Raw genomic sequence first — 12451 nt, 5'->3', positions numbered from 1 at the left:
TTCTCCTAGTGCCGGTTGTGGACAGTCATGGGGATGCCGTTGAGTGCACGCATGGGGCCGAAGCCCTGCAGGCCGGGCTGGATATCAAAACCTGGCGTCAGCCGGAACTCCAACCGTTGGTGGAAGGTCGCGAGAACCAGGGTCGCCTCGAGAATCGCGAATCGCTCACCGATGCAGCGCCGCGAACCCAGCGCAAATGGTGAGAATGCCTCCGGGGGGCGGCCGGCGGAGCGCTCCGGGGTGAACCGGTCCGGATCGAAATCGTCTGGGTGGTCCCAAAACTCTGGATGACGTTGGGTGAGAAAGAACAGTGGTTGCACAATTGCATTGCGGGGCACCAGGTATCCGCCGACCACACCGTCCTCGACAGCCTCGCGTGACGTGCCCCATGCCGGTGGCAGCAGGCGCAGTGTCTCGAGTACGACGCGGTTGGTGAACTCCAGGCGCTCGACATCGGCTGGTGTCGGGGCCCGATCGCCGAGTGCGTCCGCCTCGGCTTCGACACGCCGCCGCATCTCGGGATGTTGGCTCAGGAAGTGAAATGCGAAACCCAATGTTGTGGCGGTAGTCTCGTGGCCGGCATTGAGCAGGGTCCACATCTCGTCTCTGAGTTCGGCGGGGGAGAGTTCGCCATTGTCGACTGCGGTGATCAACTTGCCCAGGACATTGTCGGTCTCGCCTCGCCGCCTGGCGTCCTCGATCAGGTCGTCGATGGTGCCGAACATGACGCGAAGCGCCTTCTTGGTCTTGCGGTTTACGCGTGTCGGTATCCACAGTGGCGGTGGGAAGAGCGAATTCATCGCCTTGTCGGCGTACTCCGCGGTCTCCCACAGTGCCGCACTCAACGGTATGGCGCGCTCGAGGATGTCATCGCCGAAGAACGAGCGACAGGCAACGTCCATGGCTACGCGCGCCATCTCTGGCACGATGTCGAACGCCGGCCCGCCGCCCCGCTCGGCCATGCGATCGGTGAAATCAACTGCAGCCCCGGTGATGTGGACGAGCAAGTTGCCAAGTGCGCGGTGGGTGAAGGACCGCGACACGAGTTTGCGGTTCTTGCGCCACGTTTCGCCCTCACTGAAAAACAAGCCGTTCCCGCCGATGACCTTCAGCCGCTCGAAGGCGATGCCTTTGGGGTAGCGGTCGACGTTCTTGACGAGGACTTCGCGGTAGTGTTCTGGGCGAATCGTCCAGACCTGCGGGCGCGGGCGCATGTCGATGTATCCGATGTCACCGTACTCGGCGACGACCCGTCGATAAAAGCCGAGTGGATCGGCGCGTAGCTCGCGAAAGAACTTGAGCGGGTTGGTATAACGCGGCCCGGGAGGAAGCGGTGCACTGCGTGTGTCCATTCCATTGTCAGTGAGTGTCGACACGTGAGCCTCCTGCCCTGCCCGCTGAATGCATGCGGAAGATGAACAGGGCGGGCAGAAGCGCCCACCCCGCGTTGATGACCAGTAATAGACCCAGTTGATTGCCCGTGATGCCGGGGTGCGCCGCTTGGGTGAGGAACACGACGGCGCTGGTGGTGATGATCATCGAGGACACGATGATGGTCGCGGTGCGGAACCACGGGGTGTCCTGCCGGTGCATCAGGTACATCACCAGCGACAAGCCCCAGAACGGATTGAACAGAAAATCCTGGAAGTTCATCACCACGACATACCAATCCGGCATAGACGACCAGAATGGGTCGATGGCGAAGTAGTCGGTCCACGCGCCATTCGTCTTGACCGAGGCGGTGCACGTCGGCAGGTTGTGCCAGCCACCGCACGGTACGAGCAACATCAGCTCCAAGCCGAAAACCAGCAGAAGCAGAATCAGGCAACCGACGATGAACTGGTCAAGCGCCGACAGGGATCTCAAGCCGCGACTCGACTGCGTCATGTTCACGAGCATAGACCTTGTGCGAGTCATTTTGCAAATAGCATCGCATAATTATCTGGCGCTTTCGGTGGGCCGGTGAACACGCGTTAGTGCCCTGCAGCGCAAGGTTGTTCGCTGCAGGGCAAGTGCGCATGCGGGCTGGGCTACCTGAACACGGCCATGGCAAGCGCCACGGCCACGATGTAGATCACGGTCGGTGCAGATATCAAAGCGATCGTCTTCATCATGCTGGCACTCCTGGTTGGGCTCCGATGCCGTCGATGGCGTAGCGCAGGAATCGCTCGAAGGCACTGTCTGGATCGAAGTCGGACGGGGTGAGGTCGAGCTGGCGCAGGGTGGTGATCCTGTCGCTGTCGCGGTCACCTTCGAGCGCGCGGACATAGCGTGACAGTGACGACTCTCCTCGCGCGATGAGTTCGGCCTCGCGTAGCTCCCCAGCGACGTACCCGACCACGGTGTTGATGAGAAAGCCGTGTGCGAATCCAGCGGCTCGTGCCTCGAACCCGAAATCGGTCAGGGTGCGCGTGGCGTGAGCAAACCGCTCGAAATCGGGATCAATTGCGGTGTGCGCGAACTCGACGAGATCGGGGTTTCGGTGCAGCGCACCCCGATAGTAATGCGCCAAGGCTTCAAGCCACTCGCGCCATGAGAGGCCGTCGCTGGAAGGCCATTCGCCGACCGTCGGTGCGGTCACTTCAGCGCCGATCTGTCGCAGCGCGTCCAGACCGCCGACGTGTCGGTACAGCGTCGTGACGTCAACTCCGAGTTCGTCCGCGACAGCGGCCATTGAAAGGCCTTCGTTCGCGCTGACCCGGCGCACGGCGTCGGTGAGCTTGTCTGGAGTCACGGATGGCGTCCGCCCTCGGCGCGCCTTGGTAGTCGTCATAGACACACCCTATAGCAATTATGCGAAATGTATTGCAAAAATATCTGCAATAGGGATACCGTCGGCCCCGGGGCTAGCCCCAACGCGGTCCGCGGATCCGGCGGCCGGTTTGGTACCGAGCTCAACGGAGAGGTCATGTTCACCAAAACCATTCACAAGAACAAGGTTTCGTCGCGGACCACGGCTGTCGCCGCAACCGTTCTCAGCGGCGTCGTCGCCGCAGTGACCGCAGCACCGTCAGCGTCGGCGGAAGCCGCAGACCTGCAACCGAGCGTCAACAATGTTGTGGTGGCCCAAGCACAGGCGATCGGCGCTGCCGGCGCACTGCCGTACGTGACCGCCACGGATCGAAGTCTGCTGCCCGGCTACGTGCAGAACGTCGCCTACTCCGAGTTGCAACTCTTGTTGGCCGCACGCGACTTGAACAAGCCGTACCTGTTGCGAATCGGCGACATGCTGAACACCGCGGGTAGTGAGCCACGCACTCGGCCGCTGCAGATCAATCCAGACAACGTGTACGGCTACACCATGCTCGATCCCAATGGCACCTACGTGATCACCGGGAGGGCGGGTGACGGAACTGATTTGAATATCTCACTGCAGGCCGGACTCTCGGCAGCGAACTCGTTGCCCGCGACGGTGGCGAACCTCAACATCAACCAACTGCAGATCAACCCCGACGGCACCTACACGGTCACCATCAGTGCGACCCCGCAGTCGGGCAACTGGCTCCCTATAGCCAACGGCGCCAACGCGGTCATCGTCCGCGACACCTTGTCGAATTGGAGTGCGACGCCGGGTTCGGTCACCATCAAGCGCGTCGATGTTCCTTCGACGCCGCACGTGATACCGCCGGCATTGACCGCCACCGAAACCAAAGCGATCCTCGACACGATCGCCGCCAGCCTCCCGCAAGACAGTGGACACGGGCAACAGGTGGTCGGCCAGGTGTTCTATCTTCCATCCAACACCACCACGCCGATTCGCGAATCACCCGGGGCGGTAACAGGGTTGACCGCACAGGCTTCGGTATGGGGCACGTACAAACTTCAACCGGGGCAGGCCCTCATCCTCACCGTTCCGACCATCGAGGCGGCCTATACCGGTGCCGAGCTCACCGACGTATTCACGCAGACGCTGCCGTGGCAGTCGCATCAGATCAGCCTCTCGAATGCTCAGGTCATTCCTGACGCGGACGGCTGCACGCGGTATGTGATCAGTCCGACTGACCCCGGCGTGCCCAACTGGCTCGACTCATCGGGCTACGACCAGGGCAGCATCGTTCTGCGTTGGCAGAACTACCCGGGTGCCTTGCCGACTGGCACGCCCACGACTCAGGTTGTCGACGTGGCCGATGTGCGCGACTACCTGCCTGCAGGCACGGGGATGGTCACCCCCCAACAGCGGGCCCAACAGGTTTCGTTGCGGTCTGCCGAAGTTGGATACATGCTGTCGGCGAGCAAGAACAGCACCTGGGTCACCCTCAATCTGGCGGTCGACGATCTGAAGGCTCAGCTGGGAAGCAGCACCTTCGATCAGATCTTCGGCTCGCAGCGCACGCCCTCGCTGTTGAGCAGGCTTGGGCCGGAGAGCATCCCGGCGTTGGTGAGTCAGACGATGATGATCCTCAGCGATCCGGTGCAAAGCGCCATCGGGCTTGCCAAAGTGCTTCCTGCCGCGATGAATGAGATCGCATTGCCGACCCAGCTCGCGGTCGCCCGCACGATCAAGGTTGTCAGCGCCGCAGTCGACGAAGCGACATCCGCCGCCCGTTCGGGCCAGCCCTTCGGCGTCGTGCAAGCCATCGAGCACGGCATAAGCGGTGTCACATCTGTGGCACGGCAAGCCCTTTTCGACCCGGCAACCAGTATCACCGCGGGGGTGCTCAACGCCCGCGACGACATCGCGTTCGGTCTGACATACGCTCAGCGCACCAAGGCCGCGCAGCCGCGTGTCACCTCGACAACGCCTACGGCCACGAGGATCTCGTCGGCCTCTACACCTCGCAAAGCCACAGCCACCATGCGTCCATCGCGAAGCGCACCTGCCGCCGCGCGGGGAGAACAGGCGCACAGCGCACGACACCGAGTGCAGCACAACGGCCCAGCTGCTTGACTGTCCTGCCGGGCCGCCGGCAGTTCACACCCCGATCAGCTGCACCCCGGCCCATAACGTCAGCACCGCCACGACCAGGCAGGCCGGAACAGTCGCCAGGCCCAGCCAGGTGAATTCGCGCACGCTGGTCGGCTCGCCCTGCTGGTGCAGCACTCTGCGCCACAGCAGGTTGGCCAGCGACCCGGCGTAGGTCAGGTTGGGTCCGATGTTCACCCCGATGAGGACGGCGAGCACCGCGGCCGGACCGCTGCCTGCGACCAGCGGGAGCAGCACCAGTACAGCGGGCAGGTTGTTGACGACGTTGGACAGCAGCGCCGCCACCGTCGCGATGCCGAGCAGTGCCGGCAGGCTGCCACCCGACGACAGCAGGTCCGCGGCGGCGGTGTCGAGACCGTTGACCATCACCGCTTTGACGACCACCGCCAGCGCCAGCACGAACAGCAGGAACGGCACGTTCAGCGAGTGCACGATCCCGCCGATTGTGCTGCGCCGCTGCGCAAGTGATCGCACGCCGAGGACCACCGCGCCGGCCAGTGCCGCCCAGGCCGGCGACAGGCCTGCGAACGAGGTCACCGCGAACCCGACCAGGGTCAGGGCCAGCACGACGAGGACGAACACCGGCCGGTCCGGCTGCGGGGGCGGGCTTTCAGGCGGCACATCGGCCAGATCGCGCCGAAACGCCAGCCGCAGCACCAGGTATTCGACGGCGATTGCCGCGAGCCACGGCGCGGTCATCAGCGCACTGAACCGGGTGAACGACAACCCGGCGGCACTGAATGCCAGCAGGTTGGTCAGGTTGGACACCGGCAGCAGCAGCGATGCCGAATTGGACAGGTGCGCAGTCGCATACAGGTGTGGGCGCGGGGGCACTCGCAGCGTGCGCGCGGTGGCCAGCACGACCGGGGTCAGCAGAACGACGGTGGCGTCCAGGCTCAGCACCGCGGTGGTGGCCGCCGCGATCAGGAACACCTGACCCAGCAGCCGCCGCGGTTTCCCGGCGGTGCCGCGTGCCATCCAGGTGCCCGCCGCCTGGAACAGCCCCTCGTCGTCGCACAACTTGGCGAGCACCAGTATCGCGGCCAGGAAGGCGACCACCGGAAGCATCCGGCCCGCCTCGTCGGCGGCGTCGTGGGTCGACACCGCACCGATCGCGATGACCAGCGCGGCGGCAGGCACCGCTGCCCATGCCTCGGACCAGCCCTTCGGGCGGGCGATGGCGAAGACGAGGACGACCACCAGGGCCAGGACGGCGACGATCAGCACGGGGCGATCAGGCCCACGGGTCTTCGCGTTGCCACACGGTCGGCAGATGCAGCGCGACGCCGTCCCGCTCGGCCAGGCCCGACAGCACCCGCATCGTCACGTTCAGGTCGTCGCCGGCATACGGCAACGCAATCAGCGGCTCGGTGAGCGGTCGGAAGAAGTCGTCCCAATGGATCAGCACGACGCGGTGCGCCCCGACCGCCCTGACCGTCTGCTCCCAGTACTGCTCGATGTAGGTCCGGGGTTGCACGCCGAGCTGGCCGACACCCAGGTAGACAATGTCGGCGCGACGGCCGTCGAGGGCGCCGGGCAGGAAGCCGGCGCTGCCTTGGATGAGCAGCCGCCGATCGCTGGGCGCGTGGTGGATCAGGGTGGACCACGCCTCGCCGCAGCGGAACGCCGAAGCTTTCACCGGCGGCACGACCGGTTCGGTGATCGTGCCGGGGAAGCGGTCCGGCGGGCAGTGGTGCGACTCGATGAGTGTGACGGCGAACGGGCCGAGCGCCAGCTCTTCTCCGGATTCGGCGACGACGATCTGATCGTCCGAAAGCCGGTATCCCCGAGCGATATTCGCCGCCGACTCGCCGCCGATCAGCCGGGCGCCGGTGCGGGCCGCGACCAGCGCTGAGTCCATCGCGTGATCGTAATGGGTGTGCACGGGCAGCACCGCGGCCAGTCGATTGATGTTGGCCCGGTTCAGGCAGTAGTCGATTCGCGATGCCGATGGCGCCAACCGCCGCAGCCCGACATCCCGCATCGGCGGTCGAGAGAAGAAGCCGTCGGTCAACAGCGACGAGGTGCCGTCGTCGACCAGGAGCGTCGACACCCCCAGCCAGGTCACCGACAACGCGGTGTCCGGGTCGGCCTCGGGGACGTCGAAGCGGTCGCGGTACCGGCCGATGTCGGGCCTGCCGAGTTTGAGCCGCATCAGATGAACGCCGCCACGTCGACCCCGTCGCGCAGCAGGCGATCGCGGACCGCGGTCGCGATCTGCACCGCACCGGGCGAATCACCATGGACGCAAATCGATTCCACTCGTATATCGATCGTCGATCCGTCGACGGCGGATACCTGGCCGCTGTGCACCATCCGCGATACTCGCTCGGCGATCTGCTCCGGATCGTGCAGGACCGCGCCGTCCTCCCGGCGGGAAACCAGCGCGCCGTCGGGGCGGTACGCGCGGTCGGCGAACGCCTCGGCGACGGTGCGTAGGCCGAGTCGTTCGGCTTCTTCGAAGAACACCGAACCCGCAAGGCTCAGCACCGGCAGCCCGGGGTCGACGGCGTGCACCGCCTCGGCGACCGCCCGGGCCTGCTCTCGATGGGTGACGATCGTGTTGTACAGCGCGCCATGGGGTTTGACGTAGCCGACGTCCGTGCCTGCGGACCGGGCGAGTGCCTGCAAGGCGCCGATCTGGTAGATCACCTCGGCGGTGAGTTCGGCGGGTTCGACGTCGATGAAGCGGCGACCGAATCCGGCAAGGTCGAGATAGCTCACCTGGGCGCCGATCCGCACCCCGCGCTCGGCGGCGGCACGGCTGGTCCGGGCCAGCCCGGCCGGATTGCCCGCGTGGAAGCCGCACGCCACGTTGGCGCTCGTGACGACGTCGAGCATCGCGGCGTCGTCGCCGAGTTCCCACACCCCGAAGCCTTCGCCGAGGTCTGCGTTCAGGTCGACCGACGTCACCGGACCAGCCTAACCAGCCGGTGGATGGGTCACGCTGCGGCGGGATCCACCCGGCGTCGGCTGACGGCCCAACACACCAGATAGATCACGAACGAGATCGTCGTGACGAACACCGACACCGGAACTCCGGGCGCCAGCGACAGCACGATGCCGACCACTGCGGACAATTCGGCGAAGATCACCGACGCCGCGATCACCACTACCGGTGAACTGAACACCCGGGCCGCGGCGGCCGCCGGCGTGATGAGCAGTGACATCACCAGCAGCGCTCCGACGATCTGCACGCCCTGGGCGGCGACCACACCTACCAGTGCGGCGAACACGATGCCCAGCACGCGGACCGGAACACCGCGCGCCGCAGCCACTTCGGGGTCGGCCGTGGCGAACAGCAAGGGGCGGTAACTGAAGGCCAGCACGCCGACCACCAACACCGTCACCGCGATCAGCAGCGTCAAACCTGAGTAACCGACGCCGACGATCTGACCGGTCAGCAGCGCGAAGCTGGTGCCTGCCCGGCCCGGATACAGGTGGATGAACAACACCGCCAGGCCGAGCCCGAAGGCCAGCACCACGCCGATCGCCGAATCACGCTCGCGGGCCCGCTGCCCGAGGATGCCGAACAGCACCGCGGCCAGCGCACTGCCCACCAGCGCTCCCAACCCGACGTTGAACCCGACCAGCAATGCGAACGCCGCGCCGGTCAGCGACAACTCGCTGGACCCGTGCACGGCGAACGACATCTGGCGCATCACGATGAACGGCCCGATCAGCCCGGCCACCAACGCCAGCAGCGCGGCGGCGATCAGGGCCTGCTGGACGAAGCCGCGGCCCAGCAGGTCGGCGGTGATGTCGAAGGCGAACAGATGATCCAGCAGATGTGCGAAGCGATCATTCATGGGTGTGTCCGTGGGTGTGGCCGGAGTGATCGAGGTGCTCGCCGACCACCACGTAGCGGTCGCCGACCTGCACCACCTGGATGTCGGCCTGATACAGCTCGGAGAGCGTCTCCGAGGTCATCACCTCGGCGACCGTGCCGATCCGGAACCGGCCGTTGACCAGATAGAGCACCCGGTCCACGTAGGGGACCACCGGGTTGATCTCGTGCGTCACGAACATCACCGCGGTACCGGATCTGCGGCGCCGGTCGATGAGCGCAGCGACCAGCCGGGCGCTGGCCGGATCCAGGTTGAGCAGGGGCTCGTCGCAGAGCAGCAGCACCGGATCGCTGGCCAATGCCTGCGCGATGCGCACCCGCTGCAGTTCGCCGCCGGACATCACCCCGACCGGAACCTTGGCCAACTTCAGCGCCTGGACCTCCGCCAGGGCCCGCTCGACGACGGAGTTCCGGTGCTGGCGCTCCTTCGGCGACAGCGGCCCGATGCCCCAATGGTGGCCGTCCACCCCGAGGCGGACCAGGTCGCGGCCGCGCAGGCTCAGTCCCCGGTCGACCGAGCGGTGCTGAGGCACGTACCCGATCCGCTCGCTGCCCGCCTCGATCGGCCTGCCCTCGATGGTGGCCGAACCCGCGCTGAGGTCCAGCTGGCCCAGCAGCACCTTGAACAGGGACGTCTTCCCGGTGCCGTTGGGGCCGAGGATTGCGATGAACTCACCGGGGGCGACCTTCAAATCGAGGTGGTCCCACAGCACCCGGTCCCCGAAAGCCAGCCGAGCACCGGACAAGCAGACGACCTCGGTACTCACAAGCAGTGATTATCGGTTCTGCTGCAAGGCGGCGGTCAACCGGTCGGCGGTATCGCGCTGCCAGGTCAGGTAGTCCTTGCCGTCGGGCAGCGTCTCGGTGACGCTGACGACGGGCACACCGGCGCTCTGAGCGGCCGCCTGGACCTGTTTGGTGACCTCGGTGATGGTCTGTTCGTTGAACACCACGGCGGCGATCTGGCGGGACTTGATGAGGTCCAGCATGGCCGCGACGTCGACCGGGGCGGGGTCGGTGTCCTGCTCTACGGCGCTGGCGAATCCGGCCGGGGTCTTGTCGGTCAGACCGGCGGCCACCAGCAGATAGTGCGCAACGGGTTCGGTCGCGACCACCGCGGCGCCCGGGTGAGTGGTGCGGATGGCGTTCTCGGTCTGCGCGATCGCATCGGCCTTGCGGTTGAAGGTCTCGGCGTTGGACTTGTAGTCGGCGGCGTGCTGCGGATCGTCCTGCGCGAGCTTGTCGGCGATCGAGCTCGCGACGGCCCGCGCGGTGGCCAGGTCGTAGAAGACGTGCTCGTTGGCCGGCTCGGGTTCGCCGGGCGGCGGTTTCAGCAGCGAGTAGGCGTTGACCGACGCCACCGACTTGTGGCTGGCCAGGACGTCGTCGACCCAGTGGTCGTAGCCGCCGCCGTTGTAGACCACCAGCGACGCGTCGGCGATGTCGGCCGCATTCGAGGGGCTGGCCTCGAACGAATGCGGGTCAGCCGAGGCGCTGTTGATGATCGAGGTGACCTTGGCGTGGTCACCTGCGACCGCCTGCGCGACGCTGCCCCAGACGTCGGTGGACGCCACCACGGTGGGCGTCTGTGCGGCCGGGGCGCCGCCCGGGGACTTGTCACCGCCGCATGCGGTGAGACCGGCCGCCAGCGCCAACGCCGACAAACCCATCACCGCGCGGATCGCAGTACTGCGCACGAGCACTCCTCTGACTGAGTGGACCTAATACAAATGAAAACCGTTTCCAATAACCATAGGGCATCGGTACGGGTCGTGCGCAACCGGATGCGCTAGCCTCACGGAGCATGTCCCGAAGTCCCGCGCCGCGGCGGCGGGCAACTCTGGCCTCACTGGCCGCCGAACTCAAGGTTTCGCGGACCACGATCTCCAATGCGTACAACCGACCCGACCAGTTGTCCGCTGATCTGCGGGAGCGGGTACTGGCCACCGCCAAAAGGCTGGGCTACGCCGGTCCGGACCCGGTGGCCCGATCGCTGCGAACCCGAAAGGCCGGCGCGGTCGGCCTGGTGATCACCGAGCCGCTGACGTACGCCTTCAGCGATCCCGCCGCGTTGAATTTCGTTGCCGGACTGGCCGAATCGTGTGAAGAAGCCGGGCAGGGTCTGCTTCTGGTCGCCGTCGGGCCGGACCGCAGTGTCTCCGACGGCACGAATTCCGTTCTCGCAGCCGGGGTTGACGGATTCGTCGTCTACTCCGCGGCCGACGACGATCCCTATCTGCAGACGGTGCTGCAGCGCCACGTGCCGATCGTGGTCGTGGACCAGCCTGTGGATGTCCCGGGTGCATCACGGGTCTGCATCGACGACCGCACAGCCATGCGGGAGCTCGCGGACTATGTCGTCGGGCTCGGTCATCGCGAAATCGGCTTGCTGACAATGCGATTGGGAAACGAGCGCCGAGTCGGCGACCAGGCGTCGGGTGTTGTGAGTCCAGACCGTCTGAGCGACTCACGCTTTCACGTCCAGACCGAGCGGATCGGCGGGGTGTGCGATGCGATGGCCGGCGCTGGACTCGATCCGGCCACCCTGACCATCGTGGAGAGCTGCGAGCATCGGCCGGCGTCGGGCGCGGCGGCCGCCGAGTTGGCCCTGCAGACCAACCCGCGGATCACCGCCTTGATGTGCACCGCCGACGTTCTGGCCATTTCGGCGATGGATTATCTACGCGCCAAAGGCATTTACGTGCCCGGCCAGATGACGGTCACCGGGTTCGACGGTATCCCCGAGGCCTTGAGCCGGGGGCTGACCACCGTGTCGCAGCCCAGCCTGGAGAAGGGCAAGCGGGCCGGCCGTCTGCTGCACAGCCCGCCGCGCGACGGCTTGCCGGTGATCGACGTGCTGCCCACCGAACTGGTGCGTGGGCGGACGGCGGGCCCGCCCGTCTAACCCCGCCGGGCGCGAACCAGATACTCCAGTGCGGTCGCGACGTCATCAGGGGAGTCGACCCGATAGCGGGCCAGGGTCTGCCCCGGACCGACCTTCACCCCGACGTCGCCGTCGGTGAGCCGCTTGAATCCTTTTTCGTCGGTGACGTCGTCGCCGAAGAACACCACCGCGGTCGCGTCGAGCTGTTCGCGTAACTGCTCGAGCGCCGCGCCCTTGTCGGTGTCGATGACGGCGAACTCGCGAACCGCTTTGCCTTCGGTGACATGAATGTCCCAGTCCCGCACCGCGTTCAGCGCCTCGTCCAGCGCCTTCTGGGCATCCTCGGGAACCGCGTTGCGCACGTGGAAGGCCACGCTGACCGGCTTGGTTTCGATGGTCGCGCCCGGATAGCGCTGCGCCAGAGCGGCCATCGTCTGCTCCAGTTCTGCCAACCGTGCCCTGGCAGCATCGTCGATCGCATCGAGGAAGTCGGCGTCGAACTCCGCGCCGTGACTGCCCACCAGATGAACGTCACCGGGTGCGCCGGACAGTACTTTCAGGTCGCGAAGCGCACGCCCGGAGATCAGCGCAGCATTCGTGGACTGCATTGCCGCCAGTGCGGCGAGAGCGTCGGCGGCGGCCGGCAACGGACGGGCATCGGACGGGTTCGACACGATCGGTGCGACGGTGCCGTCGAAGTCGGACGCCACCAACAACTGTGGGACGCGCGCGACCTCGCTCAGCGCGCGATGCAGATCCTCGGGGAGTTCGGGCACGGGGTCCTCGGGCACGGGGT

12 protein-coding genes are annotated in these 12451 nt (G+C 66.1%); 2 read left to right on the top strand and 10 right to left on the bottom strand.

Going from position 1 to position 12451, the window contains the following annotated elements; genetic code table 11:
- Positions 1-5 precede the first annotated feature (5 nt).
- From BST42_RS12075 to BST42_RS12065, 3 genes are all read right to left on the bottom strand, one after another.
- A complete protein-coding gene (locus tag BST42_RS12075) occupies positions 6-1352 on the bottom strand; it encodes a cytochrome P450 (RefSeq protein ID WP_083118796.1) in 1347 nt (448 codons plus the stop codon).
- 7 nt (positions 1353-1359) lie between these two features.
- Complete coding sequence (locus BST42_RS12070) at positions 1360-1887, bottom strand: hypothetical protein (RefSeq protein WP_133057448.1); 528 nt, start codon at positions 1885-1887, stop codon at positions 1360-1362.
- 223 nt (positions 1888-2110) lie between these two features.
- Positions 2111-2773 carry a TetR/AcrR family transcriptional regulator C-terminal domain-containing protein gene (locus BST42_RS12065; protein ID WP_083118794.1) on the bottom strand — a complete coding sequence of 221 codons (663 nt, stop codon included), beginning with the start codon at positions 2771-2773 and terminating at the stop codon, positions 2111-2113.
- Positions 2774-2908: 135 nt separating this feature from the next.
- On the opposite strand from BST42_RS12065, the gene BST42_RS12060 reads away from it, so the two are divergent.
- Entirely contained in the window at positions 2909-4888 is a 1980-nt protein-coding gene (locus BST42_RS12060; RefSeq protein WP_083118793.1) for a DUF1214 domain-containing protein, read from the top strand.
- Positions 4889-4912: 24 nt separating this feature from the next.
- Here the strand turns inward: BST42_RS12060 and BST42_RS12055 are convergent, their stop codons facing one another.
- Genes BST42_RS12055 through BST42_RS12030 form a run of 6 tightly spaced genes read right to left on the bottom strand, consistent with a single transcriptional unit; the run spans position 4913 to position 10441 of the window.
- Positions 4913-6148, bottom strand: a complete 1236-nt coding sequence (locus BST42_RS12055; protein ID WP_083118901.1) for an SLC13 family permease — start codon at positions 6146-6148, stop codon at positions 4913-4915.
- A gap of 10 nt (positions 6149-6158) precedes the next feature.
- Positions 6159-7079, bottom strand: coding sequence for an MBL fold metallo-hydrolase (locus BST42_RS12050; RefSeq protein ID WP_083118792.1), 921 nt, complete (start codon positions 7077-7079; stop codon positions 6159-6161).
- A complete protein-coding gene (locus BST42_RS12045; RefSeq protein ID WP_083118791.1) occupies positions 7079-7837 on the bottom strand; it encodes a LamB/YcsF family protein in 759 nt (252 codons plus the stop codon). Before BST42_RS12045 ends, BST42_RS12050 begins: the two co-directional genes overlap by 1 nt.
- Before the next feature lie 29 nt (positions 7838-7866).
- The gene (locus tag BST42_RS12040) at positions 7867-8733 is read right to left on the bottom strand and encodes a metal ABC transporter permease (RefSeq protein ID WP_083118790.1); all 867 of its coding nucleotides are present in this window, start codon (positions 8731-8733) and stop codon (positions 7867-7869) included.
- Positions 8726-9538 carry a metal ABC transporter ATP-binding protein gene (locus tag BST42_RS12035; protein WP_083118789.1) on the bottom strand — a complete coding sequence of 271 codons (813 nt, stop codon included), beginning with the start codon at positions 9536-9538 and terminating at the stop codon, positions 8726-8728. The genes BST42_RS12040 and BST42_RS12035 overlap by 8 nt, the downstream gene beginning before the upstream one ends.
- 9 nt (positions 9539-9547) lie before the next feature.
- The gene (locus BST42_RS12030; protein WP_110918576.1) at positions 9548-10441 is read right to left on the bottom strand and encodes a metal ABC transporter solute-binding protein, Zn/Mn family; all 894 of its coding nucleotides are present in this window, start codon (positions 10439-10441) and stop codon (positions 9548-9550) included.
- Between the two features lie 134 nt (positions 10442-10575).
- Here BST42_RS12030 and BST42_RS12025 point away from each other — a divergent pair, with 134 nt between their 5' ends.
- Positions 10576-11676, top strand: coding sequence for an Rv3575c family transcriptional regulator (locus BST42_RS12025; protein WP_083118787.1), 1101 nt, complete (start codon positions 10576-10578; stop codon positions 11674-11676).
- Here the strand turns inward: BST42_RS12025 and otsB are convergent.
- Entirely contained in the window at positions 11673-12446 is a 774-nt protein-coding gene (otsB, locus tag BST42_RS12020; RefSeq protein WP_237159368.1) for a trehalose-phosphatase, read from the bottom strand. The two genes, BST42_RS12025 and otsB, sit on opposite strands and share 4 nt — an antisense overlap.
- Between the last annotated feature and the right edge of the window lie 5 nt (positions 12447-12451).

Origin of the sequence: Mycolicibacterium rhodesiae (assembly GCF_002086695.1) — a bacterium.
Lineage (GTDB): Bacteria > Actinomycetota > Actinomycetes > Mycobacteriales > Mycobacteriaceae > Mycobacterium > Mycobacterium rhodesiae.
This window is presented reverse-complemented; position numbering and strand designations above follow the sequence as displayed.